Origin of the sequence: Burkholderia sp. BCC0397 (assembly GCF_902832865.1) — a bacterium.
In the GTDB taxonomy this organism is placed as follows: domain Bacteria; phylum Pseudomonadota; class Gammaproteobacteria; order Burkholderiales; family Burkholderiaceae; genus Burkholderia.
Genome location: NZ_CADFDL010000008.1, coordinates 304,705 through 330,975, shown reverse-complemented (window position 1 = coordinate 330,975; position 26,271 = coordinate 304,705). Strand labels below are relative to the sequence as shown.

Here is a 26,271-nt window from a genome sequence, read left to right as displayed (position 1 = left end):
GACGCTGCCTGCGATCAAATCGGCAGCATGATTGCCTCGGACGTTCCACTTAAAAATCTCAGAAAACTGTCCGAATGAGCGAGGCCACCTCTCATCTTTCCGAGATTGATGCGGCCCAAACGAAATTTGACCGGAGCTTAGATCGCTCATGAGTCTCGAAGTCGGACCGAGCCCCCTGGGCGGCAGATGCCGACCGGCCAAGGCATACGCTATCAAGCGATAGAACGTGAAGTGCAGTCAGCGGCGCGTCGAAATCGGCCGTTGCCACTGCTGCATCATCTGACCTGCCCGGGAACTCTCGGACCAATTGAAACAGAATGGCTTCCTGATCCGCTTGGGATCTCCGGGTTTTCCCCATCGATCGCTGGTTCTTCGGTGCTGCTTCGTGCAACCGTCATGTAACCCGATCCGAGCAACGCTGGAATCGGGAGGCTATCGCGATGCGCATCGTTGGATGCTCGTGCAAGTGCTCCACGCTTTTGGTGCGCTGCACTCAGCCGATGCCCACGCCGGTCGTGCGCGCCTCGAGGTGCTGGCGCATGCCGGATGTCGCTGACCGCCTGCAGACGCATGCATGACGAGATCGGCGCACTTGTCGTGCGATACAAGCGGATAACCCCTGTTTTTGCATCGCTAGGAAAGAGCGGCAACGAACTGCGCTTGTCTCTCGATAGCATTGCGGAGTCACTTCTCCGGCACGGCGCTCGCGCGCGCATGAGGTGTTGGCGTCGCGACGCCTGGCATCCTGCTTTCGATATCATCAGATAATTTACTTTTATTTTCGTCTAAAATCGCGCTTCTTCTTACTTTAAGACGGAACGACGTTTTGATTAACCTGACGAAATGTATTTCACGTACGACCATTGCTGCATGTGTTGCTTGTGCCGGGCTGATGCCTTTGTCCCGGTCCGCCGAGGCCCAGGTCGAGCCCCTGAAGAGTCCGGTCTACGGCGTGACGCTCGACGATCTGACCAAACTTGATGCGATCATCGCGTCGCTGCAGAACCTGCCGTACCGGCCGACCGTGCGTGTCGTGTTCGATCCGGATACGTCTGCCGCCGACTACTACGCACCGTTGCTGCGCCTGCACGCAGTCGCGTACGTGATGGGCGAGGTCTACGATTCGTACTATTTCCCGACGGATCTCGCGACGTACAAGGCGCGAACGCAGGAACTGGTGTCGCAGTTGAAGAACACCGTCGACGTGTGGGAGATCGCCAACGAAATCAACGGCGAATGGTTGCGGGCCAACCCGAGCGGCACGAACGCCGTGGTCAATTCGCAAGAGCAGCAGATCGGCCAGATGGTCGCCGCGGCCAACACGATCGTCAAATCGAACGGCGGCAAGACGGCCATCACGCTGTACTACAACGACGACAGCAAGGGCAATAACTGCTGGGAGAAGCCGCAGGATTACTGGAAGACCTGGCCGACGAACTTCCTCTCGTCGACGGTTCGCCAGCAGGCCGACTATGCGCTGTTCAGCTACTACCCGTATCAGGATTGCACGGGGCTGAATCCGTCGTGGAACAACGATTTCGCGGCGCTGGAAAGCATCTTCCCGAACGCGAAGGTCGGCTTCGGCGAAATCGGCACGTCGTCAATCTCCGCGCCGGCGTCGGTGCAGCAGAACCTGATCAAGACCTATTACCCGATGGTCAACAGCATGACCGATCCGCGTTTCATCGGCGGATTCTTCTGGTGGAACTACGCCGAGCAGATGCTCCCGTACTCGACGAGCGCCTACTTCCAGTTGTTGCGTCAAACGATCATCACGCTCAAGTCGCCCAACTGATCGCCCCATCCCGCGGGTAGCCCCCAAGCGTCAGCGCAGTCGCTCAGAACCACAATGTCGCGCGCACCACGAGACCACGTGCGCGGACCGCTGACGTCAAGGGAAACCGGTATTGCACCGTCACGTCGAGATAGCTTGCCGGCGCGGTATACCTGCCTTCGCGAAACCAGTACCTGAACTGGATCCCTGGCCCCGCACCGATTGCCGTCTTGTCCGGCTGACGGTTGTCGTGATCGCCGGCCACCGCGGCGTGCGGGTAGACGGTCAGCCGATTGCTGAGCATCGGCAAACGCCACGTGTGCCCGTAACGCAGCTCCGAATAGATGATGTATCGGCCTGCCCGGATGAAATACGCCCCTTCGACGTACGCCTGCCAGCTCCGCCAGCTTGGTTCGGTGACCCGCAGGTCGGTGCCCCCTTCCGACGAATAGCCCAGGCGCATCAGCCAGTCCGTCATCGACAGGCTGCCGATGTGGAACAGCCGCTCGGCGGTCATCACCACGTTCTGGTCGGGTATCGGCTTGTAACGCACGCCCACCGATCCTTGCACGGTCGGCAAGCCGGTCACGTTGCCCGAGCCGTCGTAGGCCGTGCCGTATCCGCGCACGAAGAACTGAAGGATGCGGCCGTTCCGATAGCCGATCTTCGGCGGCTGCCAGTATGCCTCGATGCCTGGCTGGAGCACGCTGATCGTGCCCTGCGGACCGAATGCCGCCGACTGGTATGGCGCGCTCAGCACGAAACCCCAGGTGCGCTCCAGCTGTTCGACTTCCCGCCGATAGCCGAACTTGCGCTGCGCGTCGAACGCATGTTCGTTTTCGTCGGCGTCGAGACTGTGTTCGAACATCTGGACGGACTGCTCGTTCAATCCGATCCGCTTGGCGGCATAGCCCGCATCCGCGTAGTTCATCGCGTTGCCGGCGCCACCGGCGAAACCCTCCTGGAACGTGTCGAGCGCCTCGCGATCCTTGTGCTCGCGCAGGAGGTCGTAGGCCTGCTGCAACTTCCGTTGCGCGGTATCGTCCACCGGCACCTGAGGCGGCTGATCGGCTTGCCGCGCCTGGGCCGCGATCGACGCGGCCATGTTCCGCTCGCCATCGGTCGACGCGTCGCCGGCCGCCAGCTCGGCCACGCGGATGGCGCTGTCGCGGTCGCCCGCCTGCAAGCTCATCTGCGCGATACGCAACTGGATCACGGCCGATTTTTCATCGGCCAGCGGCGCCAGCGCAACGCCCGCCTCGTGCGGCCGATTCGCCGCGAGCGCACTGTCCGACCACGCGAGGCGCAGGTTGCGCTGCTGCTCCTTGCTCCAGTTTCCCGTCGCGACGGCCGCCGAGAAATCGCTGCACGCGACGTCGTAGCGCATCTGCCGCTGCGCCAGATAGCCATGCTGCGCCCGTACCGCCGCGCTTTTCCGAAAACGCACGCTCAGCGATTCCACCATCGCGTCGGCTTCGTCGACCTTGCCTTCCCGCCGGTAGACATCCACGAGCAGCAGTCCGAGCTGTTCGCTTCCGGGCTGAATCTTGAGGGCGCGCAGCGCATAGTCTTCCGCGCGGGGCAGGTCGCCGGCATTGATCGCCTTGTATGCGCCATCGGCGAGCCGATAGGCCTTGGGGGTGAGCTGCTGGGCGGCGGATGCCGGAGCCTGCCAGGCCAGCGACATGGCGATTGCCAGGGCGCTCAACCGTGCGCAGCGCTTGAGGCCAGCCGCGATGGGACGTGTCGAGCGCTTCATGCCTGTTCTCCCGACGGCTTTTTCACCGAAGCTGCCTGCGGCGTCGCGTCGTCGCCGTCGCCGTCGCGTAGCCGCGCAATTTCGACGAAGCGCGAGTGCCGGGCCAGTTCGGCGGCAATCTCCGCATCGCAGGCAATGAAATAGGCCACGTTCGATCTGGCGCCGCGCCGCACGATGTCCTGTTCGTCCGGCGTGAGCGGTCGCCCGACCGCGACGTTCAGCGTCCCGTCGTCCGCGGTTGAAAACGGGACGGCGTGATACGCGTACTGCAGCTCGAATGCCAGCGAGTCCGCGAAGTGACCCACCGCGACGTTGCCCAGGCTCACCCGCGGCAGTTCCGCCTGCTCGGCAATTGCGTCGGCCAGCGACTCGGTGGACAGCGCGCTGCCTTCGAGCAACAGTTCGCCCAGCCGCTTGCCGCATGTCAGTTGTTTCTCGAGACCGGCTTGCAACTGCTCCAGCGAGACCACCCCCCAGCCGACCAGGATCTCGCCGACCTTGAGGCGCGCTTTTCCGAGCTGTTCGTTCGACAGGTAGGTGTGACTGGTCTTGTCCCATGCGATGGGCTTGCCGCTCGCCAGGTGGCCGATATAGATGCGCCAGGCCCGGCAGACCGCGTAGAAATTGATCAGGTTGTTGATGAACATCCTCGGGATCGAGAGCAGCCCCTGGAGCGGACCGTTCAGCTTGCTGACGAAGTGAAAGCGCTGTCCGGCCCGGGCAAACAGCATGACGGTGTTCACCCACAGCAGCGGCGTGACCCATGCACTGGCCGCGACGAGGTGCGTGCCGGCGGGGATGACGTGCCCGGCTTTCTGCAGGGCGGCAAGCAACAGGAAGTTGAGCAGCACGCCATAGGCAATCACCGAAAACAGCGACGTCACGATGCCCTTGCGATCGTGGAAGAACATGTAGCGGGTGAGGAGGTCGCCCTTCCAGCCGAGTTGCTCCCAGCCTTGAAACGCGATGCCGAGAATCCAGCGCGCGCGCTGCCGGTAGGCGGTGCGGAAGGTCTTCGGAAAATACTCGCGCGTGGCCAGCAGGTTTCGATTGGGGGCGCCTTCCTTTGCGCGCTGGCCACCGGCGTCGTGCGCGACGTCCGAAAGCGCAAAGCGGGCGAAGGTTTCCTTCATGCCGAGGTCTCTCAACCGGAAGCTGAAGTCATAGTCCTCGGTCAGCGAACTCGTGTTGAACGGGCAACCGTCGCGCTCCTTCATCGCCGCTTCGATCGAACGCCGGCTGTAGCACGACGCAACGCCCGCGCCCGGGACGACGCCGGTCAGACGGGCGCGCACCGGCACATCCTTCTGGTGCGTTTCGCTGAAATCGTCGAGATAGCAGCCGGCCACGAACTCGTTCCATTTTCGCGGCAATGACAGGACCGGAAGCTGGACCAGGTCGCTGTCCGCCACCGCATGGTTGAGGTACTTGAGTTCAACCGGATGAATGACATCTTCGCAGTCGTGCATGACGACGCCTGCGAACCGAATATGGTGGACCTCTTCGTAGCGCAGGATGGCTTCGATGATCCAGTTCAGGCAGTCGGCCTTGCAGGTCGGCCCGTCGTTCATGACCGTTGCGCGCGTGACCCTGCCCGGATACCGGCGCACCATCCGTTCGACTTCCGCCGTGGTTTCGGCGTCGTTGTGATAGGTTCCGACGAAGATGACGTAGTGCTCGTACTCGAGGGTCGCCAGGGTGTTTTCGATCATTTTGGCGATCACGTCATACTCTTTCCAGGCCGGCACCATGAGCGCCAGATGGCGCTCTTCCAGCGCGCGCAGCATGCCGATATCGATGGTCTGCGATTTCTCGCGACGCAAGATGCGCCGGATTTCGAATGACCAATAACAGGCGTCCAGCGTGAGGTCATCCAGCGTGCTGACCAGGATGACGAGGGCGGCCACAATGGCGACAATGTTAAGTGCATATAAATACGCACTCCATATCATATTATCCATCATTTTTTCCGCGATTTTTCTCTTGTCAGCGTTTCCTCTCCTTCGTACCAACGTAAGACGAAATACGCCCCGTCCCCGTCGACCCCGTCACGTCCACTCGTGGCAAACGCCACACTCACTCCTGTCGCTCTCAACAGACTCGGTCAGACCTCGAGCGCTATTGATACGACCACGTAACATCATCAAAAATGCAACGTGTTCAGTGGATGACTTTTGACAGCCGGTTCTCCCGCTTGCTTGCCTCCATCCCTGCATTCGCCAACGCTTGCAGCCATGCTCGATCCGGCGTCTCGCAGTGCTCCCCGCGCACTGTCTTCTCGACTGACAGTTCATCAAGCAAGTCGTGCGCCACCGTCCCACCACCTTGAACCTGCCGGGCGCCGGACTTGTACGCCACGCACTCGGCTGATCGAACCCGAACCAAATGTTTCAGTGCTGAAACACGCGATCGAGCGATTCGATGAAAGGTGTCTGGCAGATCCGCTGCCGCGCTTCGGTCGCCGCCATCGGAGGGGCGTCACGCGATTGCGGCGTCATTGGCCGGAAGGAATCGACATCGAACCCGAAAATCCGGCGTTCGAGTCGTCATTGCATACGCGCTAACCGGGTCGATTGCCGCGTTGACGTGTGCGGAGCGCGGCGCGCAACCGGTTTTCCCTGAACCGTCCCACCAGGCTTTACGCGTTGAATTCGCGAAACGGGCCGCGTTGCATGCTTGAAACGTTTATCGAAGCAATTTTTGGACGGCCATGACGTACCGATTTGGGCGTCTCGGCCCGGTGCCCATTTGCAGCGGATGGTACGGATCTAGCTTGAAAGCCAAACTATCCGGTTTCGTTTCTTTAACCGGTATCAAGCGTGTCAAAAATCACGACATAACGCCCCGATTCTGAATGGCACTTCACCGTGCTCGTTTCGTTAACGAGATGAACTTAATTTGCATATCAAAGGATGAAAATCATGCCTTCGCATCGCAATCGATCTTTTCGAAACGGGTTGAGGACCATTGGACTACTCCTCGCGTTGGCCCCTGCACTCGTCGTCACCGGCGCGGAGACGAACAATGAGTCTCACGGCAAGATCAAGCCCCCGCCATTACCTATCGGCTCGACCCAGGTCGTCGTGAAGCCCGGTATGTCCGACGAGGAATGGGAAAAGGCGTACAAGGAGACGGGGCGCCCCAAGTTCGACAGAAAGCTCGTCAAGAAACACGGCGGCAACGTGGAACGTGACTAGGGAGAAATGGCCATGAAAAAGATCTTGATCGTCATAGCCCTGCTTGCCGGACTCGCGCAAATGACATTGCCGGGCACGGCGCACGCGCAGGCTACCACCGCACACACGCTTGTGCTGTATGACAACCCGGCCAACAACCCGTATTCGAAGCTTGGCCTGATGTACAGCATCATGTTGAGAAACCTGCTCGGCCACTTCAATACGACGGTCGATCTGGTGCCGATACAGAACTACACGCCCGGCATGATCGGGAGCCACGACGCCACGTTCTACATCGGCGACTACTACGACAACCCGATTCCGGCGGCGTTCATGAGCGACGTGATGACCGCCACGAAGACCGTGGTCTGGTTCAAGTACAACCTGTGGCAGCTCGCATGGAACACGGCCTATACGTTCAACCAGACCTTCGGGTTCAGCTTTCAAGGTGTTGCCGGGATGAACGCACCGCCTTCGTCGAGCAATCCGAATCCCGGCTTTTACGACACGGTCACGTACAAGAACCTGTCGATGGTCAAGTACTACGCGTATGACGCGTCGACCGGCGCCATCAATGCGGACCCGGAGGTCGGACTGACCCAGGTTGTCGATGCCACCAAGGCGCAGGTGCTCGTCACCATGAAGAACAGCAAGAGTGGGGCGACCACGCCATACATCATGCGTTCGGGCAAGCTGTGGTACTTCGCGGATATGCCGTTCTCCTACATCGGCCCGACGGATCGCTACCTGGTGATGTGCGACATCCTGCACGACATCCTGCAGACCAATGCACCGGTGAATCATCGTGCGCTCGTCCGCCTCGAGGATGTGGACGCATTTACGACGACGAGTTCGATGAGAAAGCTGACGGATTATCTGTACTCGAAGAACATCAAGTTCACGATGGCGACCATTCCGTTGTATACCGATCCGAACGGGTATTACAACGGCGGCGTGCCGGAGACGATTCACCTCTCGCAGGCAACGGGCCTCAAGAGTGCGTTGAACTACGCGCTCCTGCGCGGCGGCTCGATCGTGATGCACGGCTATACGCACCAGTATGACTCGACGCCGAATCTTCTGACCGCGGTCAGCGGCAGCGACTACGAGTTCTGGTTCGCGGTCCAGAATCGTCCGGTCGACGAGGACTCGGTGCAATGGGCGAAAGGCAGAATGGCCGATGGCCTGCTCGAGTTCACGCTCAACGGCTACAAGGTTGTGGGCTGGGCCGCGCCGCAGTACCAGATGTCGCCGAAGGCAGCAGCGGCCACGGCGCAGACGTTCCCGACCACGTTCCAGCGGGCCGTCTACTACACCGCGACCAATCCGCAGCTCGGAACGGGGGCGCCCAACCAGGACTTTTCGGCCGGGCAGTTTTTCCCGTACATCATCAATTCCGATTACTACGGGCAGCGGATCATCCCGGAAAACCTGGGCAGCATCCAGTACAACATCTGCACTATCGACAAGTTCTCATGCATCACGTATACGTGGCAGCAACTCCTCACCAATGCGCAATACGGTCTGGCGGTGCGGGACGGCTTCGCGTCGTTCTTCTTCCATCCGTACTGGCTTGAGTCCGATCTCGGCGTGCCTGCCTACCAGGACTTCCAGAGTCTCGTGACTGGCATCACGAATCTAGGCTATACATGGGTGGACGGCACAACGGCCAAGTGACGCGGGCTGGCAGCAACCTCGTGCGACCCGCATCGGCAACGCGGGTCGCACGTTTGCGTTTGATCGGCTACGATGACGCGCGGGAATGTTTTCCGGGAGGCAGCGATGACTACGTACGCCATCCCGGCCTTGCGCAGGCTTCAACAGCGTATGGGCCGGTTCCGACAGGCCGGCCGGCCGCGCCGGTGCTCGCCCGCGCCGCGTTTGCCCCGGGCGGCGACGCTCGCGATCATCGGCGCATCGCTCGCCATGGCCGCGTGTAGCTGGACGGCGCGCGACGTGCATGCTGACGGCATCGTCTGGCAGGTGGACAACACGACGACGAATCCCGTCGGAAGCTGGCAACAGCTTGGCGTGCACGATCTGTTGATCCAGTGGGTCGTCGTCGACGATACCGCGTACGTGGCCCATACCCGCATCCGTCCCGCGGCGCACCTTCCCGACTGGGAACGCATCGGTCGCGAGCCGTGGGCCAGAAACGTCATCCTGGGCCTGGCCGGCTACCAGGACGAAAAACGTGCGCGCACCCATCTGTCGACACTCGCGGACCAGTCCGTGGAGGCGGCGCGCGTACCTGTCCCGCTGCATGTCACCGGCTACTACTTCCCGGTCGAAATCGATCCGACCTGGCAGGACGCGCCCAAGCTTGCTGCCGTCCTGCAGCGGCTGCCTCGTCCGCTGTGGGTGAGCGTCTACGACCAGACCAATATCGGCGGCAAGGCGCTGGCGGACTGGCTCGCATCGTGGCTGCCTTCGGATGTCGGGGTGTTTTTCCAGGACGGCTGCGGCGTCTATGCGCGCGAGCCCGACGTCGCACGCACTTACCTCGACGAACTGGCTTCACGACTGGGTAAACGACGCGTGCGGGTCATTGCCGAGGCCTTCAGGCCAGCCGAGCATGGGGGGTTCCGTTCAGCCAGCGCCGACGAGTTGGGCAGGCAGCTATTGGCTTATCGCGGCTATCCGGCCTATCTGTTCGATGGGCCTCACTATATGTCAAACGACCTCACGCGCGCGCTTGCAACCTGGAAGGCCAAGCCTCCTGCGGCCGGGCCTGCCGGTACGGAACGCTGATTCTGCGTCACCTCGGAAGCCCGAGAAGAAGTGAGCGATCTAGCGGCGCATTGAATGCGAAGGGAGGCTCGGTGCGGCAGTCACTGATCGTAAATGATTTCAGAACGTATCCTGCGGCGTAAGGCACCACACGCATCCCGTCGCCGAGCACGCCATTTCAGTCAATAATGACGATTATTCGTTGACGGGATTTTCGATGTAGTCGTCAATCCAGGTATCAGGCTCCCCGGGGCATAAGGGTCCGGCATTTCGAGCTTCCATTCGTCCAGGTCGAAGGTCGCACGTTCGAATCGTGCAGGACGGCCCAGTTCGGGCATTTCAAGACCATCCGCGGATACGCTCGGGTGTCACTCGACCGTCACCGATTTGGCCAGGTTCCTCGGCTTGTCGATATCCGCGCCGCGCAAGCATGCCGCATGATAGGCGAGCAGCTGCAACGGCACGACGTGCAGGATCGGCGACAACAGCCCGTAGTAATCCGGCATCCGAAGTACCGATACGCCTTCGCTGTTGTCGATCCGCGTATCGGCGTCGGCGAACACGTAAAGCTGGCCGCCGCGCGCCCGTACTTCCTGCATGTTCGACTTGAGCTTTTCGAGCAGCGCATCGTTCGGCGCGATCGTTGCAACGGGCATCGTCTGGGTCACGAGCGCGAGCGGCCCGTGTTTCAGCTCGCCTGCCGGATACGCTTCCGCGTGGATATACGAAATCTCCTTCAGCTTCAGCGCGCCTTCGAGTGCGATCGGGTAGTGCAGCCCGCGCCCGAGAAACAGCGCGTTTTCATGCTGCGAGAATTCCACTGCCCAGCGCGCGATCTGCGGCTCCAGCCCGAGCACGTCTTCGAGCGCGCCGGGCAGACGCCGCAACTGCATCGTGTAGCGCGCGAGCTGCGCGTCGTCGACGTAGCCGCGCAGCCGCCCGAGCGTCACGGCGAGAATGAACAGCGCGACGAGCTGCGTCGTAAACGCCTTGGTCGACGCGACGCCGATCTCCGGGCCGGCCCGCGTCAGGAAGCGCAGGCCGGTCTGGCGCATCATCGCGCTGGTCGGCACGTTGCAGATTGCGAGCGTATCGATATGACCGAGCGCCTGCGCGTACTTGAGCGCGGCGAGCGTATCGGCGGTCTCGCCGGATTGCGACACGCTCACCACCAGCGTGTTTGGCATAGCGAGCGCGTCGCTGTAACGGTATTCGCTCGCGATTTCGACCTGCGCGGGCACGCGCGCGATCGTCTCGAGCCAGCGGCGCGCGGTCAGGCCGGAATAATAGCTCGTGCCGCACGCGAGAATCAGCACGTTGTCGATCTGCTCGAACGCCCGCGCGGCGTCCGGGCCGAATACGGCCGGATCGAACAGCCCCGCATCCGGGATGGTCGCGGCCACGGCCTGCGGTTGCTCGAAAATTTCCTTCTGCATGAAATGCCGGTATGGCCCGAGTTCGACCACGCCTTGCGCGGACGAAACGGTTTGTATCGCACGGTCGACCGGTGCGCCGGTGCGATCGAGCACCCGCACGCCGCCCGGCGTCAACTCGACGAGGTCGCCTTCCTCGAGAAAGATGAAGCGATCGGTGATACCGGCAAGCGCGAGCGCGTCGGACGCGAGAAAGCATTCGCTGTCCGTCACGCCGACGACGAGCGGCGAGCCGGCCCGCGCGCCGATCAGCCGCTGCGGCTCGTGTTTGCTGAACACGGCGATCGCGTAGGCGCCGTGAAGCTGCGACGTCGCATCGCGCACGGCGGCGAGCAGGTCGCCGCGATACTTGCTGTGGATCAGGTGCGCGACGACCTCGGTGTCGGTCTGGCCATCGAACTCGTAGTGCTCGTCTGAAAGCTGCTGGCGCAACGCTTCGTGGTTTTCGATGATGCCGTTGTGCACGAGTGCGATTTCATCGCGGGAGAAGATCGGATGCGCGTTGCAGGTTGCCGGCGCGCCATGGGTCGCCCAGCGCGTGTGCGCGATGCCGGTGCTGCCGGTTAGGCCGGCGCTGCGCACGTGCGCGTCGAGGTCGGCGACGCGCGACATGCTGCGCTCTCGGCGAGCTTGGCCGCCGACGACCGTCGCGACGCCGCATGAATCGTAGCCGCGATATTCGAGGCGGCGCAAACCTTCAATCAGAATCGGGACGATGTCCCGTTGCGCGACCGCGCCGACGATGCCACACATGACAGGTCTCCTTCTCTTTTGGTGATCATGGATCGCGCGCCCTTGCGTCAGCGCGTTGCGGCTGCCGTTGCCGCCGCCATCGTGAATCCGCATCGAGCGGGTGCGACGGGGGCGACCATTCGGCTTTCGAATGCCAGATAAAGCGACTCCTCCAGTACGTTCCAGTGTGCGCCGTGACGGTACGGACCGGATCGAGCCTGCCAGCAGGCGATCGTGCTCCAGTCGTTCATCCTGGACGCGACCAGCGCGACCAAACCCCACGGATAATCACTGCCGGCGAGTTGTTGCCAGGTCTTTCCGTATTTCTGCATCCATTGTGCATAGATCATTTCACTGGATTGTTCGGGAACCTGAATGCCAGACAAGAGTGGAAAGATTTGCGCGATTTTCGCCGGATAAAAGCTCGTATCGCTGACCTGCTGCGTGCTGGCGCGAAAGCCGGATTGCGTGCCGCGCCAGAATATTTTCAGGATGGCCGATGCGAGCCGGTCGGCGCGCTGGCTCCATGGGCTCGCGTGCGAATAGTCGGCGTGCCGGACGTAGTACGCCGCGAGGGCCTGGAATGCGCTATGCACCTCGACGTTGTCTATCAGCAACGCTACGTGCAGCGACGACGAGATTCGATAGACGCCGGCGGGCTTGTCGAGCAGCGTGTCCAGATGCATGCCCGCGCGGTTCAGGCTGAGTTCCCATGCGGCGGGCAAGCCGTCGGGCGGAGCGAAGCGGGCGAGCAACTCGATCCAGGTTGCCATCATCGCGTCGTCGGTGTCAGCTTCGGCGCATGCGCTGTACCGGTCGTTTTTCACACAGTAGCGATCGAAGCCGCCATCGTTGCGCTGGCGCGGCAACAGCCAGGCGATCCAGGCGAGTGCTGCCTGACGGGCGTCGAGTTGCGCGTCGTCCGCGGCGAGCAGCGCCTTCGCCGCGAAATAAGGATCGACGCCGGCGCCATTCAGGCGCACGGTAATCGCCCCGTCGGGGCGTTGGTACAGCCCGTTGATCCGGAGCTCGGCGGCACTCGCGTACAGCGTGAAGCCGCACGCGGCGACACAGCAGGCAACGCACCGCAGGCAGCACAGCCGCACGGTGGCCGCGACGCGTGAGCGTGTGATCGGGAAAAGCGCGAGCCGGTTCATGATCGTAGGCTCCTGCGCGGTGGTCCTGCGCAATCGTGCCGGGCGCGGCGTTGGCCGCGTCGCGCCTGGCGAGCATGTCGACGTTGTGGCTCAAGTTCACCGTGGCGCCGGTGAACTTGAGGCTGGTGCCGTTATTCGCGCTGCCGAGCCCGTTCCTCACATGAGAGCAGGAAGGCGGACCGTGGTTCGCGCGGAGGTCAATGGGCCGCGACGGTACGCTCGTCACGCATGAGCAGTCCTCCTTCGCTCCGTGCGGACGCGTCCCATCCCGGCTTCGTTGCTTGGGCGTGCCCGTCCGTCGGCTGTCGTACGAGCGCTTCGGGGCGCACCCGTCTGGCATCAAGCAAGGCGTGAGCCATCGGCCGCGACGCCCCGCGCAGCAAGGGTCGGGAGGCCGGCTGGGTGCGCGGGGCGGGCGGCGGCGGCACGTTTTGATTCATCGAAGAATCAGCTGGTGCGCAAGCGGCGCGACCGCGCGGTCGATGTCGCAGCCCATACGTGTCTCACGGCCAACGATTTGTCTGCTGAACCTGCGCCGCCTTGCCGGGAGCGGCTTTGCGTGGTTGCTCGACATTGTTAAATTAGTTGCGTGTGCAACTATATGGAGGGGGCGAAATACCCGCTGCTGCGTACACCGGATGAACCGGACTCCGATGAAACCATCCCGTGCCGAACGCGTGTTTCACATTCGCAACATTTCCCGCCCTTCGATTCGTGCGACGTGAACGGCGTTGCGTGTCGGGAAATTCTCCTGCATGACCGTGGCCGGGCGTCGATGACGTGCCGCGCACTGCACGGACAAAGGTTGCGAGTCGAGGCGGCGCAAAGCGCTTCAAAAGAGGCGTGCGGTTCAATCCGCAACGGATGCTCGATATGACTTCGCGATTCATCGGACGACGCCGTCGGACGGATCGCGCAACCGACCGGATGTTTGTCCGTACGCGCTCGGCCGGCGATGCGACGCTCGTAGCAGTTGTGAAACATTCCGTCACGCGCTGCGTGTGTGTCGTGTGCACTGCGCGGACCGGACGCGCCCGCAGGGCGGATGGTTTGAATATTGCTGTAGTGGAGAGGGCGTGACGAACCAACGTGACGCCCGACACAGCGAGGAACGAATCATGACGTGACCGATCAAGCGCAAGGGGACACCGGTAGTACGACGATTCGCGCGGCCCAGACCGCGCGGACGAGGCGGCGCGCTCGCCCCACGACACCGCCGCGTGTTGATCGCGTGCGAGCAGGGGATGCGCCGCCCGAATATATGCTTTGCGCCACGTTCAGGATCGCCAGGTGCGAAGTGGCTAAACGAGGATAACGATGAAAAAGATCTTGCTTGTGTTCGGGACTCGGCCGGAAGCCATCAAGATGGCACCGCTGGTGCGTGCGCTGAAGGCGCAAGCGGGTGTCGATGCCAGGGTATGCGTGACCGCGCAGCATCGGGAAATGCTCGATCAGGTGCTGACGCTGTTCGACATCAAGCCCGACTACGATCTCAACCTGATGCGGCAAAGCCAGACGCTGACCGACGTGACGACCGGCATTCTTCAGGCGATCGGCGTGGTTTTCGACGACTTGCGGCCGGACATCGTGCTGGTGCACGGCGATACGACGACCACGCTTGCGGTGAGCCTTGCAGCGTTCTATCGCTATCTGCCGGTCGGGCACGTGGAGGCCGGCTTGCGCAGCGGCGACATCTGGTCGCCGTGGCCGGAGGAATTGAATCGCCGCGTGACCGATGCGGTGTCGTCATGGCATTTCGCGCCGACCAGGCAGGCACGCGACAACCTGCTGAGCGAGGGGGTGCCGGGCGGGGCGGTCTCGCTGACCGGCAACACCGTGATCGATGCGCTGCACGAGGTCAAGCGCATGCTGGACCATACCGCCGCGCTCTCGGACAAGGTCGCCGCATACTTCCCGTTTCTCGAACCGTCGCGGCGCGTCGTGCTGATCACTGGCCATCGCCGCGAGAGTTTCGGCGAGCCGTTCCGGAATTTCTGCGACGCGCTGTGCACGCTGGCGAGCCGCTATCGCGATGCGCAGTTCGTCTACCCGCTGCACATGAATCCGAACGTGCGGGAGCCGGCGCGTGCGCGGCTCGGCGGCGTGCCCAATATCTACCTGATCGAGCCGCAGGAATATCTTTCGTTCGTATTCCTGATGTCGCGTGCACATTTCATCATCACCGATTCGGGCGGCATTCAGGAGGAAGGACCGGCGCTCGGCAAGCCGGTGCTCGTCACGCGCGAGACGACCGAGCGGCCCGAAGCGATCCAGGCCGGCACCGCACGGCTCGTCGGTACCGATCAGGATCGGATCGTATGGGAGGCGTCGAGGCTGTTCGACAGCGAGAGCGCGTACGAGGAAATGTCGCGCGCGAGCAATCCGTACGGCGACGGCCATGCGAGCGAGCGGATCGTTCATGCGCTGATGCGTACGCCCGGCGTGCCCACGAAGACGACCAGCTTCTCGATGGGCACCGCGGAGATGCCGTTCAACGCGCTCACGCTCGGGTTGCAGGCGTTGCGGTCGCCGTGAGGCGGATCGCGCGGTAGCGTCTTCCGGCGCGTTCTACGCAGCGTCTGGCATCCGGTTCGGCCTCGAGGTCGGCCGGATGCTTGCCTGTGTGCGGCCCAGGCCGAATTTTCCCGATGCATTCAAAAGTCACGCCACCGACACCTCCCGTTCCTGGCCGTGCTTCCTCCCCACTTGCCTAAAACTCCCGATTCCCCCCGATCCGACGTCAAATCCGAAATGGTTCGATAATGCGGACGGCGATCCATGCGGACGAGCCGCTGGCCGGCGTGACGTTGAAAGGTTGCGCAGGCAACCGGCCGGCCGCATCGTTCGCGGCATCTGCCCGACCGTGCCTGCACGCGACACGGTCGACGAAACGGCGCCACGCCTGCCTGATCGTTCTGAATGTGCGCCGCGCCGTTCGAATCCCCACCCGATGCCTGCCCGGCGGGCATCGCAACCAGGAGGTGAACGATGATCACGCTGACCGTCAACGGTAGCGAGCAGCACTTCGACGGCAATCCCGACATGCCGTTGCTCTGGTATCTGCGCGATGTGCTCGGCCACACCGGCACCAAGTTCGGCTGCGGCATGGCGCTGTGCGGTGCGTGCACCGTGCATCTCGACGGCGTGGCGATCCGGGCGTGCATCACGCCGGTCGCGGCGGCGTCGGCCAAGCGCGTGACGACCATCGAGGGGCTGTCGACGGACCTCACGCACCCGCTGCAGCAGGCGTGGCAGGAGCTGAACGTCGCGCAATGCGGCTACTGCCAGTCCGGACAGATCATGCAGGCCGCGTCGTTGCTGAAGACGAACCCCCATCCGACCGACGCGGACATCGACGATGCGATGTCCGGCAACATCTGCCGCTGCGGCACCTATACGCGCATTCGCGCGGCGATCCGGCTTGCCGTGCGCCGCGGAGGTGACGCATGAGCGCGCCCGAACTCTCCGTCCACAACGAAAGCCGTCGCGCGCTGCTGCTCGGTTTCGCGTCCGGCGGGCTGCTGCTCGCGTTCGGTGTGCCGTCGCTGGCGCACGCGGCCGCGCCGGTGCAGCCGCCCGTTAGTGCGAATCCGCAGTATGGCGGCGCAGGGATGCCGCACGGCTTGCGCGACGATCCGAACCTGTTCGTTGCGATCGCAACGGACGGCACGGTCACGGTGACCTGCATCCGCTCCGAGATGGGGCAGGGCGTGCGCACGAGCGTCGCGCTCGTGGTGGCCGACGAGCTGGGCGCGGACTGGGCGCGTGTGAAGGTCGCGCAAGCGGTCGGCGACGAGCCGCGCTACGGCAACCAGAACACCGATGGGTCGCGCAGTTTGCGCCAGAGCTTCGCCGCGCTGCGCCGCGCGGGGGCGGCCGCGCGCACGATGCTCGCGCAGGCGGCAGCGACGGCATGGGGCGTCGATGCCAGCCAGGTGAAGGTGACGGTGCACGAGGTCGTCGACACGAAGAGCGGGCGCAAGCTCGGCTTCGGCGAGCTGGCGGCGAAAGCGGCCGCGCTGCCGGTGCCGGATACGAAGACGCTCGCGTTGAAGGCGCCGGCAGAATTCCGCTATATCGGCAAGGGCAAGACGGCGCTGATCGACGGACGCGACATCGTCGGCGGCCGTGCGCAGTACGGGATCGATACGCGGCTCGACGGCATGCTGTATGCGGTCGTCGCGCGCCCGCCGGTCTACGGCGATACGGTAGCGTCGTTCGATGCGTCGGCCGCCGAGAAGCTGCCGGGTGTCGTCAAGATCGTGCAGCTGGCGTCGACGCCGCTGCCGTCCGGCTTCCAGCCGCTCGGCGGCGTGGCCGTCATTGCGCGCGATACGTGGACGGCCATCCAGGCCCGCGCGCAGTTGAAGATCGACTGGAAGCACGGACCCAACGCGGGCTACGACTCGGCCGAATATCGCAAGACGCTCGAAGCGGCCGCCGCGCAACCGGGCGACGTGATCCGCAACGACGGCGACGCGGCCGCCGCACTCGCCGGCGCCGCGAAACGCGTGCGCGCGACGTACTACATTCCGCATCTCGCGCACGCGACGATGGAGCCGCCCGCGGCCGTCGCGCGGGTGGCCGACGGCCGCTGCGAAGTGTGGACCTGCACGCAGGCGCCGCAGACCACGCGCGACGAGATCGCAAAGGCGCTCGGCGTGCCGACCGAGCGCGTGACGGTCAACGTGACGCTGCTCGGCGGCGGCTTCGGCCGCAAGTCGAAGCCCGATTACGTGGTGGAAGCCGCGCTGCTGTCGAAGGCGGTCGGCGCGCCCGTGAAGCTGACCTTCACGCGCGAGGACGACATCGCGCACGACTACTTCCACGCGGTATCGCTCGAAGCGTTCGACGGCGGGATCGATGCGTCGGGGAAGGTGGTCGCGTGGCAGCATCGCACGGTCGCGCCGTCGATCCAGTCGACGTTCCGGGCCGGCGTCGTGCACGAGCAGCCGGGCGAGCTCGCGCAAGGCATCGCGGATCTGCCGTTCGCGATTCCGAACGTGCGGATCGAGAATCCGGCCGCGGAAGCGCACACGCGGATCGGCTGGTTCCGCTCGGTGTACAACATCCCGCATGCGTTCGGCATCCAGAGTTTCGTGTCGGAGCTCGCGCATGCGGCCGGCCGCGATCCGAAGGATTTCCTGCTCGAACTGATCGGGCCCGCGCGGCGTTTCGAGCCGCACATCACGGTGAAAAACGTGAACTACGGCGAGGATCCCGCGCTGTATCCGGTTGATACGGGGCGGCTGCGGCGCGTGGTCGAGACGGTCGCGCGCGAAGCCGGCTGGGGGCGCAAGCTCGCGAAGGGGCACGGGCTCGGGATCGCCGCGCATCGCAGCTTCGTGTCGTACACAGCGGCGGTGTGCGAGGTGCAGGTCGGCGCGGACGGCAAGATTTCGGTGCCGCGCGTCGACATCGCGATCGACTGCGGGCCGCAGGTCAATCCGGAGCGGGTGCGCTCGCAGCTCGAGGGCGCGGTGGTGATGGGGCTCGGCATCGCGCTGCACGGCGAGATCACGTTCAAGGACGGCCATCCGGAGCAGAGCAACTTCAACGGCTTCCAGGTGCTGAGGATGAACGAGGCGCCGCGCGAAATCCGCGTCCATCTCGTCGCGCCGGACGACTTCGCGACGCCGCTCGGCGGTGTCGGCGAGCCGGGCCTGCCGCCCGTCGCACCGGCGCTGACCAACGCGATCTTCGCGGCGACCGGCACGCGCATCCGTAGCCTGCCGGTTGCCGATCAGCTCGCGAAACCGCAGGCGGGTTGACGCGCCATCTGTCCCGCGCCGGGCCGCGTCGTGCGGCCCGGTCCACCTCCCGGATACGCGGACTAGCTTGCTCGCCGTTGTCGTTTGCGAACGACCGTGCTAAATTCCTGCCAGCACTTGCAGTCACGCAACCCTTCATTCGGCTGACATGGCCGGCACCCCGGGAGGCAGCACGATGAGCCTGTTGATGTCGCGACGCGATCTCGCGTTCCTGCTGTATGACTGGCTCGACGCCGAAGCGCTCGCCGCGCTGCCGCGCTACGCGGAGCACGGTCGCGGGACCTTCGACGCGGTGCTCGACACCAGCGAGCGGATTGCCGAAGACCTGTTCGCGCCGCACGCGGCGCGCGGCGATCGCGAGGAGCCGCAGTTCGACGGCGAACGCGTGACGCTGATCCCGGAAGTCGAACCGGCCGTGCGCGCGTTCGCGGACGCCGGGTTGATCGCCGCGGGGCACGACGAAGCGCTCGGCGGCATGCGCTTGCCGAAACTGGTCGAAGCCGCGTCGTTCCTGTTCTTCCAGGCCGCGAACATCGCGACGGCCGCGTATCCGTTCCTGACCGTCGCCAATGCGAACCTGCTCGTCGCGCACGGCAGCGCCGCGCAGATCGACGCGTTCGCGCGCCCGGAGCTGGAAGGGCGTTTCCTCGGCACGATGTGCCTGTCCGAACCGCAAGCCGGCTCGTCGCTGTCCGACATCGCGACGCGCGCCGATTTCGAATGCGATTCGCCGCTCGGCGCGCGCTACCGGCTGACCGGCAACAAGATGTGGATTTCCGGCGGCGAGCACGAGCTGGCGGAGAACATCGTCCACCTCGTGCTCGCGAAGATTCCCGACGAACACGGCCGGCTGCAGCCCGGCACGCGCGGCATCTCGCTGTTCATCGTGCCGAAGTTCCTGACGGGCGCCGATGGCGACGCGAACGGCGAGCACAACGACGTCGTGCTCGCCGGGCTGAACCACAAGATGGGCTATCGCGGCACGACCAACTGCCTGCTGAATTTCGGCGAAGGGACGCGTTATCGGCCGGAAGGGCGTGCCGGTGCGATCGGTTACCTGGTCGGCCAGCCGAATCATGGGCTGGCATACATGTTCCACATGATGAACGAAGCGCGCATCGGGGTCGGCGCGGGCGCGGTGGCGCTCGGCTATACCGGCTATCTGCACGCGCTCGACTACGCGCGCAACCGTCCGCAAGGGCGCCCGCTCGGGCCGGCCGGCAAGGATGCGGCCGCGCCGCAGGCGCCGATCGTCGACCATCCGGACGTGCGGCGCATGCTGCTCGCGCAGAAGGCTTACGTCGAAGGCGGTCTCGCGTTGATCCTGTATTGCGCGAAGCAGGTCGACGAAGCACGCGCGCACGACGATGCGGCGGTACGCACCGATGCCGCGCGCCTGCTCGACGTCCTGACGCCGATCGCGAAAAGCTGGCCGTCGCAGTGGTGTCTCGCCGCGAACGATCTCGCGATCCAGGTGCACGGCGGTTATGGCTATACGCGCGACTACGCGGTCGAACGGCTTTATCGCGACAACCGCCTGAATCCGATTCACGAAGGCACGCACGGCATCCAGGCGCTCGACCTGCTGGGCCGCAAGGTGACCCAGGACGACGGCGCGTCGCTGCGCGCGCTCGATGCGCGGATCGGCGCGACCGTCGAGCGTGCACGAGCGCTGGATGCCGGCACGCGCGAGCAGGCCGATGCGTTGGCGCAGCGCTGGGCGAGGCTGTGCGACGTGACGCATCAGTTGAGCGCGATCGGCGATCCGCAGACGCGGCTTGCGAACGCGAGCGTGTATCTCGAAGCATTCGGCCATCTCGTCGTCGCATGGCTATGGCTCGACGTGACGCTTGCCGCGCACGGGCACGACGGCGATTTCCACGACGGCAAGCGGGCGGCGGCCCGTTACTTTTTCCGCTGGGAACTGCCGAAGGTGGATGCGCAGCTCGACCTGCTGTCGAGCGTCGACACGACGACGCTCGACATGCGCGACGCGTGGTTCTGAACGTGGCTAAAAAAACATTCCGGAATACCGACGATCTTGTCGATGCCGATAGCCATCGCGTGTTCGTCGTGAACCGGCCGCGCGGGGGTATCCCGCACACCGCACCGATGCGCGGCCACGCCGCGCAAGGAGACAAAAGCGCATGAAAGCCCTGTTGTGTACTGCATTCGGCCCGATCGACCGCTTGCGCATCGAGGACGTCGCGATTCCCGAGCCGGCTACCGGGCAGGTCCGGATCCAGGTGAAGGCGGCGTCGCTCAACTTCCCCGACGCGCTGATCGTCCAGGGGCTGTATCAGGTGAAACCGGCGCTGCCGTTTTCGCCGGGCGCCGAGTTTGCCGGCGTGATCGACGCGGTCGGCGAGGGCGTCACCACGTGGCGGCCCGGCGATTCGGTGATGGCGTTTACCGGCCACGGCGGGTTCGCGGAGCAGTGCGTGGCCGATGCGCACCAGCTCGCCGCGCTGCCGCCGGGGATGACGTTCGAGCAGGGCGCGGCGCTCGTGCTCGCCTACGGCACGTCGCTGCACGCGTTGCAGCAGCGTGCGCGGCTGCAGGCGGGCGAGACGCTGCTCGTGCTGGGCGCGGCCGGCGGCGTCGGGATCGCCGCGATCGAGATCGCGAAAGCGCTCGGCGCGCGCGTGATCGCGGCGGCGTCGAGCGGGGACAAGCTCGCGCTGTGCCGTGAAGCGGGCGCCGACGAGACGATCGACTATGCGACCGAAGACCTGCGCCGCCGCGTCGACGAACTGACCGGCGGGCGCGGCGCCGACGTCGTCTACGATCCGGTGGGCGGCCCATACAGCGAAGCGGCGCTGCGTGCGACCGCGTGGCGCGGCCGGTTCCTCGTGGTCGGCTTCGCGGCCGGCGAGATCCCGAAGATCGCGTTGAACCTCGCGCTGCTGAAGGAGCGCGACATTCTCGGCGTGTTCTGGGGCGATGCGGTGCGGCGCGATCCGGCGCAGCATGCCGCGAACATGCGGCTGCTCGCCGAATGGTTCGCGGCCGGCAAGGTGCGGCCCGCGATCACCGAACGCGTGTCGCTGGCCGGCGCGGCCGACGCGATCGCGCGGATGGCGAACCGGCAGGTGAAGGGCAAGGTGGTGATTTTTCCGGACGCGTGATCCGGTTGCGCCGCGCGGCGATTCAATGCGAGCCGCGCGGCGGGTTCTTCACGACGGCGGGCGCGACGCGACCTGCTGTAAAAACCCGTGACCCGGTAGTCGAGCGCACGATGCCGAGCGGTGCTGAAACGAACGCCGCCCGTCCTTCGTCGGCGCCTTCAATCCTTCGGCAAGCGCAGCGTATCGAGCGCATGCTGCGAAAACTCGACCCAGAACCGCTCGTTCGCGATGCCAGCTTGCAGCACGAGATGCTGCAGGCGCTTCGTGCGTGAATCGTCAGACGCCGGATCGCCGGCCGTCGAAAAATCACGCGCCTCGATCTGCAGATACACGTCCAGTTTTTCCTGATGCAGCGCGATGCGCCGCCTGATCTCGTCCTCGAGGCCGGCCGGCCCGAGCACGGCTTCCGCGCGTAGGCGCACCATCAGCGCTTCGCGCAGCGGCGTCGGATCTTCCGGTTCCGCGATCCAGCGTCGCAATTCCTTCTTGCCGGCCGGCAGGATCCGGTACGCGCGCTTGCGGCCGCGGCCGGACTCGGCGGGCAGCGATTCGATCCAGCCCGTTTCCTCGAGACGCCCGAGTTCGCGATAGATCTGCTGGTGCGTCGCCTGCCAGAAGTAGCCGATCGAGCGATCGAAACGGTCGGCGAGCTCGGACCCCGAACCGGGGCGTTCGGCGAGGGCGGTGAGAAGCGCGTGAGGCAAGGACATGTCGGATCGAAGGAGGCTGCGCAATGAACCGCATCTTGCCATATCGGGGCCGCGGCACAAACGACGGGAGCCTGTTTGTGCAACATGTTGCATAAACGAAATCGACGAGCTACCATCAGTGCAACTTGTTGCATAAAAAATGGAGACGCCCGATGACATCCCGTTATCCGCATTTGACGACCCCGCTCGAACTCGGCTTCACGTCGCTCCGGAACCGCGTATTGATGGGGTCGATGCACGTCGGCCTCGAGGAAGCGCCGAACGGCTTCGAGCGGATGGCCGCGTTCTATGCGGAGCGTGCGCGCGGCGAGGCCGGCCTGATCGTCACGGGCGGCTTCGCGCCGAACGAGCGCGGCCGTCCGGCGCCCGGTGGCGCGATGCTGACGACCGAAGCGGAAGCCGAACGCCATCGTGTCGTGACGCGCGCGGTGCAGGCGGAGGGCGGCAGGATCGCATTGCAGATCCTGCATTTCGGGCGTTATGCGTATCACCCGGCGCTCGCGGCGCCGAGCGCGCTGAAGGCGCCGATCAACCCGTTCACGCCGCATGCGTTGACGAGCGACGAGGTCGACGAGACGATCGCCGATTTCGTGCGATGCGCGGCGCTCGCGCAGCATGCAGGCTACGACGGCGTCGAGATCATGGGGTCCGAGGGCTACCTGATCAACGAATTCATCGCCGCGCGCACGAATCATCGCGACGATGCGTGGGGCGGCGCGTACGACAACCGCATCCGCTTCGCGGTCGAGATCGTGCGGCGCGTGCGCGAGCGCGTCGGCGCGAACTTCATCGTCATCTACCGCCTGTCGATGCTCGATCTCGTCGAAGGCGGCTCGACGCTCGACGAGGTGATCCGGCTCGCGCAGGCGATCGAGGCGGCCGGCGCGACGATCCTCAATACCGGCATCGGCTGGCACGAGGCGCGCATTCCGACCATCGCGACCAAGGTGCCGCGCGCCGCGTACGCGTGGGTGACGCGGCAGCTGATGGGCAAGGTCGGCATTCCGCTCGTCGCGACCAATCGGATCAATACGCCGGAAGTCGCCGAGCAACTGCTCGCCGACGGCTATTGCGACATGGTGTCGATGGCGCGACCGTTCCTCGCCGATGCCGACTTCGTCCGCAAGGCGCGGGAAGGGCGCGCGGACGAAATCAACACGTGCATCGGCTGCAACCAGGCGTGCCTCGACCATACGTTCAGCGGCAGGATCACGTCGTGCCTCGTGAATCCGCGTGCGTGCCATGAAACCGAGCTGGTGATCCAACCCGCGCCGCGGCGCAAGCGGATCGCGGTGGTCGGCGCCGGGCCGGCGGGCCTCGGCTTCGCGGTCACGGCGGCCGAGCGCGGTCATGCGGTCACGCTGTATGAAGCCGGCGCCGAGATCGGCGGCCAGTTCAATATCGCGAAGAAGGTGCCCGGCAAGGAAGAGTTCAACGAAACGCTGCGCTACTTCCGCCGGCAGATCGAATTGCGCGGCATCGCGCTGCACGTCAATACGCGTGCGACCGCCGAAATGCTGTTGCAGGGCGAATTCGACGAAGTGGTGATCGCGACGGGCATCGTGCCGCGCACGCCGCCGATCGACGGCATCGGGCATCCGAAGGCGCTCGGCTATCTCGACGTGTTGCGCGACGACCAGGCCGTCGGCCGCCGCGTCGCGATCGTCGGCGCGGGCGGCATCGGCTTCGACGTCGCCGAGTATCTCGTTCATGGCGACGGCGCCGAGCGGGTCGACGCAGACCGGTTCTTCAGCGAATGGGGTGTCGACCGATCGTATGCGAATGCCGGCGGGCTGGGCGCCGCGCGGCCCGAACCGGCGGCGCGGCACGTGCATCTGCTGCAACGCAAGGCGTCGAAGGTCGGCGACGGGCTCGGCAAGACCACCGGATGGATTCACCGCACCGCGCTGAAGGCGCGCGGCGTCGGGATGTCGTCGGCGGTCACGTACCGGCGTATCGACGACGACGGTTTCCACGTGACGATCGATGGCGTGGAACAGACGCTGCCGGTGGACAACGTGGTGATCTGCGCGGGGCAGGAGCCGTCGCGCGAGCTGGCGGAGCAACTGCAGGCCGCCGGATGCCGCGTGCATCTGATCGGCGGCGCATACGAGGCCGTCGAACTCGATGCGAAGCGCGCGATTCACCAGGGCACGACGCTGGCCGCGACCCTTTGATACCGATTCGTTTCTTTTCCGTCCAACCACGATGCTGGAGACTTCGATGACACACTCCCCGCTGCCTCTTCATCCCGCTGTCGCGAAATCGCTCGATACATGGCACGCGATGGTCGAGCGCAAGGATTTTGGCGCGCTGGAATCGATCGTCCATCCGGACGCCGTGTTCCGTTCGCCGATGGCGTTCAAGCCGTACGGGCCGGCGCCCGCGCTGCTGATGGCGCTGCGCACGGTGATCACGATCCTCGAGAACTTCACGTATCACCGCCAGTTCGTGACCGACGACGGCAAGAGCGTCGTGCTGGAGTTCGGCGCGACCATCGGCGACAAGGCGTTGAAGGGAATCGACATGATCCGCTTCGACGACGACGGCCGGATCGTCGAGTTCGAGGTCATGATCCGGCCGTTCAATGCGCTGCAGGCGCTCGGTGCGGAAATGGGCGCGCGGCTCGGGCAGCAGTTGCCGGCGTTCAAGACCGGCGGTTGAGCGGGGTGGGGGCCCCCGCACAGCTCGGGCCGCCGAACACGATCACGGTGCCGCGGACGCGCTCCGTCGTCGGATGAACCAGCCAGCCGACCAGGCGCGCAGCGCCGAACGGCACATGCGGGTTGTCTCCATGACGGTTTCGTCTATTGGTTTGTCGTGTGTTTGGCTCAGCGCATCGTCGAGCCGGGCAGGTTGCCGTCGAAGGCGTCCTGCAGCAGCGCGCGCAGGCCGTCGCGTTCGATCGGGCGCGGGTTCCAGTACGGATTCGCGGCCGCGAGATCGGCGGCGCGATCGAGGTCGGTTTCCTGCATGCCGATCGCCCGCAACGAGACCGGCGCGCCGTTGTCGCGTGCCAGCGCGTAGAGGCCGCGCGCGGCGTCGTTCGTGCCGATCGCGTGGGCGATCCGCTGCATCGCGTCCGGCGCGTGCGCCGCGTTGTACGCGAGCGCATGCGGCAGCACGACCGTGTGGGTCGGCGCGTGCGGCAGATTGAAGCTGCCGCCGAGCGTATGGCAGAGCTTGTGGTGCAGCGCCATGCCGACGTTGCCGAGCACCATCCCGCACAGCCACGCGCCGTAGAGCGCGTGGCCGCGCGCGTCTAGATCGGTGGGGTCGCGCCGCACGCCGGGCAGGCCGCGCGCCAGCGCGCGAATGCCTTCTTCGGCAACGAGGCTCATGACCGGATTCGCGTTGTTCGCGTAGAGCCCTTCCGCGGCATGCGCGATCGCGTTGAGGCCGCTCGTCACCGACAGTTCGACCGGCAACGTGACCGTGAGCGCGGGATCGTAGATCACCGTCTTCGGCAACACGCGTGCGTCGTGGCCCGTGCGTTTCACGCCGCCTTCGGTCAGTCCGTAGATCGGCGTCATTTCGCTGCCGGCATACGTCGTCGGGATCGCGAGGATCGGCAGGCTGCTTTCGAGCGCGATCGCCTTGCCGAGACCGATCGTCGAGCCGCCGCCGATCGCGACCGCGCAATCGGCGCCGCAGGACCGGGCGAATGCCTGCGCGTCGCGGGCGATCTCGATCGGCACGTGCATCGTCGCGCGGTCGTATAGCCCGGCGGCGCGCGCGCCGAGCCGCTCGACGATGCGTTGCGCGAGGTCGCGCTGCTCCGGCGTGCAGAGCACGATCGCGCGCTGCGCACTGAGTTCCAGCACTTCGCGTTCGAGATGCTCGAGGCTGCCCGCCCCGAAGATCACGCGTGCGGGGCGTGCGTGGTAGATGAAGTTCATGT

17 protein-coding genes are annotated in these 26,271 nt (G+C 64.8%); 11 read left to right on the top strand and 6 right to left on the bottom strand.

From position 1 onward, the window contains the following. The first annotated feature begins 892 nt into the window (after positions 1-892). Complete coding sequence (locus HWX03_RS24540) at positions 893-1,795, top strand: hypothetical protein (protein WP_244107167.1); 903 nt, start codon at positions 893-895, stop codon at positions 1,793-1,795. A 43-nt stretch (positions 1,796-1,838) separates the two neighbouring features. On the opposite strand, the gene HWX03_RS24535 is transcribed toward HWX03_RS24540, so the two are convergent. Together HWX03_RS24535 and HWX03_RS24530 are read right to left on the bottom strand one after the other, a co-directional pair. After that, a complete protein-coding gene (locus HWX03_RS24535; protein WP_175872977.1) occupies positions 1,839-3,533 on the bottom strand; it encodes a bacteriophage N4 adsorption protein A in 1,695 nt (564 codons plus the stop codon). Continuing rightward, positions 3,530-5,494 (bottom strand): glycosyl transferase family protein, encoded by a 1,965-nt coding sequence (locus HWX03_RS24530; RefSeq protein ID WP_244132757.1) that lies wholly within the window; start codon positions 5,492-5,494, stop codon positions 3,530-3,532. The genes HWX03_RS24535 and HWX03_RS24530 overlap by 4 nt, the downstream gene beginning before the upstream one ends. A gap of 960 nt (positions 5,495-6,454) precedes the next feature. Between HWX03_RS24530 and HWX03_RS24525 the strand changes: the two genes are divergently transcribed. From HWX03_RS24525 to HWX03_RS24515, 3 genes are all read left to right on the top strand, one after another. Next, positions 6,455-6,730, top strand: a complete 276-nt coding sequence (locus HWX03_RS24525; RefSeq protein WP_175820110.1) for a hypothetical protein — start codon at positions 6,455-6,457, stop codon at positions 6,728-6,730. A gap of 12 nt (positions 6,731-6,742) precedes the next feature. After that, on the top strand, positions 6,743-8,386 hold the full coding sequence (locus HWX03_RS24520; RefSeq protein ID WP_175872975.1) for a DUF2334 domain-containing protein: 1,644 nt from the start codon (positions 6,743-6,745) through the stop codon (positions 8,384-8,386). Positions 8,387-8,491: 105 nt separating this feature from the next. Then, a complete protein-coding gene (locus HWX03_RS24515; RefSeq protein ID WP_175872974.1) occupies positions 8,492-9,460 on the top strand; it encodes a hypothetical protein in 969 nt (322 codons plus the stop codon). A gap of 347 nt (positions 9,461-9,807) precedes the next feature. Here HWX03_RS24515 and glmS read toward each other — a convergent pair whose 3' ends face one another. Together glmS and HWX03_RS24505 are read right to left on the bottom strand one after the other, a co-directional pair. Then, on the bottom strand, positions 9,808-11,625 hold the full coding sequence (glmS, locus tag HWX03_RS24510; RefSeq protein ID WP_175872973.1) for a glutamine--fructose-6-phosphate transaminase (isomerizing): 1,818 nt from the start codon (positions 11,623-11,625) through the stop codon (positions 9,808-9,810). A gap of 47 nt (positions 11,626-11,672) precedes the next feature. Further along, on the bottom strand, positions 11,673-12,761 hold the full coding sequence (locus HWX03_RS24505) for a hypothetical protein (protein WP_175872972.1): 1,089 nt from the start codon (positions 12,759-12,761) through the stop codon (positions 11,673-11,675). A 1,317-nt stretch (positions 12,762-14,078) separates the two neighbouring features. Between HWX03_RS24505 and wecB the strand changes: the two genes are divergently transcribed. From wecB to HWX03_RS24480, 5 genes are all read left to right on the top strand, one after another. Next, positions 14,079-15,296 (top strand): UDP-N-acetylglucosamine 2-epimerase (non-hydrolyzing), encoded by a 1,218-nt coding sequence (gene wecB / locus HWX03_RS24500; RefSeq protein ID WP_175872971.1) that lies wholly within the window; start codon positions 14,079-14,081, stop codon positions 15,294-15,296. Positions 15,297-15,749: 453 nt separating this feature from the next. Beyond that, positions 15,750-16,211, top strand: a complete 462-nt coding sequence (locus HWX03_RS24495) for a (2Fe-2S)-binding protein (protein ID WP_126360814.1) — start codon at positions 15,750-15,752, stop codon at positions 16,209-16,211. Next, entirely contained in the window at positions 16,208-18,532 is a 2,325-nt protein-coding gene (locus HWX03_RS24490; RefSeq protein ID WP_175872970.1) for a xanthine dehydrogenase family protein molybdopterin-binding subunit, read from the top strand. The genes HWX03_RS24495 and HWX03_RS24490 overlap by 4 nt, the downstream gene beginning before the upstream one ends. Before the next feature lie 175 nt (positions 18,533-18,707). Beyond that, complete coding sequence (locus HWX03_RS24485; protein ID WP_175872969.1) at positions 18,708-20,537, top strand: acyl-CoA dehydrogenase; 1,830 nt, start codon at positions 18,708-18,710, stop codon at positions 20,535-20,537. Between the two features lie 142 nt (positions 20,538-20,679). Then, complete coding sequence (locus tag HWX03_RS24480) at positions 20,680-21,660, top strand: NADPH:quinone oxidoreductase family protein (protein ID WP_175872968.1); 981 nt, start codon at positions 20,680-20,682, stop codon at positions 21,658-21,660. A gap of 158 nt (positions 21,661-21,818) precedes the next feature. Here HWX03_RS24480 and HWX03_RS24475 read toward each other — a convergent pair whose 3' ends face one another. Then, positions 21,819-22,370 (bottom strand): PadR family transcriptional regulator, encoded by a 552-nt coding sequence (locus tag HWX03_RS24475; RefSeq protein ID WP_175872967.1) that lies wholly within the window; start codon positions 22,368-22,370, stop codon positions 21,819-21,821. Positions 22,371-22,522: 152 nt separating this feature from the next. Between HWX03_RS24475 and HWX03_RS24470 the strand changes: the two genes are divergently transcribed. Both HWX03_RS24470 and HWX03_RS24465 read left to right on the top strand, forming a co-directional pair. After that, complete coding sequence (locus HWX03_RS24470) at positions 22,523-24,547, top strand: NADPH-dependent 2,4-dienoyl-CoA reductase (protein ID WP_175872966.1); 2,025 nt, start codon at positions 22,523-22,525, stop codon at positions 24,545-24,547. A 46-nt stretch (positions 24,548-24,593) separates the two neighbouring features. Beyond that, positions 24,594-25,034, top strand: a complete 441-nt coding sequence (locus HWX03_RS24465) for a nuclear transport factor 2 family protein (protein ID WP_175820099.1) — start codon at positions 24,594-24,596, stop codon at positions 25,032-25,034. A gap of 167 nt (positions 25,035-25,201) precedes the next feature. Here HWX03_RS24465 and HWX03_RS24460 read toward each other — a convergent pair whose 3' ends face one another. Next, entirely contained in the window at positions 25,202-26,269 is a 1,068-nt protein-coding gene (locus HWX03_RS24460) for a maleylacetate reductase (protein ID WP_175872965.1), read from the bottom strand. Between the last annotated feature and the right edge of the window lie 2 nt (positions 26,270-26,271).

Bases quoted from the DNA above. Each gene is read 5' to 3' on its own strand.
- HWX03_RS24535 (WP_175872977.1), bottom strand. From the start codon at position 3,533: ATGAAGCGCTCGACACGTCCCATCGCGGCTGGCCTCAAGCGCTGCGCA.
- HWX03_RS24525 (WP_175820110.1), top strand. From the start codon at position 6,455: ATGCCTTCGCATCGCAATCGATCTTTTCGAAACGGGTTGAGGACCATT.
- HWX03_RS24520 (WP_175872975.1), top strand. From the start codon at position 6,743: ATGAAAAAGATCTTGATCGTCATAGCCCTGCTTGCCGGACTCGCGCAA.
- HWX03_RS24480 (WP_175872968.1), top strand. From the start codon at position 20,680: ATGAAAGCCCTGTTGTGTACTGCATTCGGCCCGATCGACCGCTTGCGC.
- HWX03_RS24490 (WP_175872970.1), top strand. From the start codon at position 16,208: ATGAGCGCGCCCGAACTCTCCGTCCACAACGAAAGCCGTCGCGCGCTG.
- HWX03_RS24475 (WP_175872967.1), bottom strand. From the start codon at position 22,370: ATGTCCTTGCCTCACGCGCTTCTCACCGCCCTCGCCGAACGCCCCGGT.
- wecB (WP_175872971.1), top strand. From the start codon at position 14,079: ATGAAAAAGATCTTGCTTGTGTTCGGGACTCGGCCGGAAGCCATCAAG.
- HWX03_RS24505 (WP_175872972.1), bottom strand. From the start codon at position 12,761: ATGAACCGGCTCGCGCTTTTCCCGATCACACGCTCACGCGTCGCGGCC.
- glmS (WP_175872973.1), bottom strand. From the start codon at position 11,625: ATGTGTGGCATCGTCGGCGCGGTCGCGCAACGGGACATCGTCCCGATT.
- HWX03_RS24515 (WP_175872974.1), top strand. From the start codon at position 8,492: ATGACTACGTACGCCATCCCGGCCTTGCGCAGGCTTCAACAGCGTATG.
- HWX03_RS24460 (WP_175872965.1), bottom strand. From the start codon at position 26,269: ATGAACTTCATCTACCACGCACGCCCCGCACGCGTGATCTTCGGGGCG.
- HWX03_RS24465 (WP_175820099.1), top strand. From the start codon at position 24,594: ATGACACACTCCCCGCTGCCTCTTCATCCCGCTGTCGCGAAATCGCTC.
- HWX03_RS24485 (WP_175872969.1), top strand. From the start codon at position 18,708: ATGAGCCTGTTGATGTCGCGACGCGATCTCGCGTTCCTGCTGTATGAC.
- HWX03_RS24470 (WP_175872966.1), top strand. From the start codon at position 22,523: ATGACATCCCGTTATCCGCATTTGACGACCCCGCTCGAACTCGGCTTC.
- HWX03_RS24495 (WP_126360814.1), top strand. From the start codon at position 15,750: ATGATCACGCTGACCGTCAACGGTAGCGAGCAGCACTTCGACGGCAAT.
- HWX03_RS24530 (WP_244132757.1), bottom strand. From the start codon at position 5,494: ATGGATAATATGATATGGAGTGCGTATTTATATGCACTTAACATTGTC.
- HWX03_RS24540 (WP_244107167.1), top strand. From the start codon at position 893: ATGCCTTTGTCCCGGTCCGCCGAGGCCCAGGTCGAGCCCCTGAAGAGT.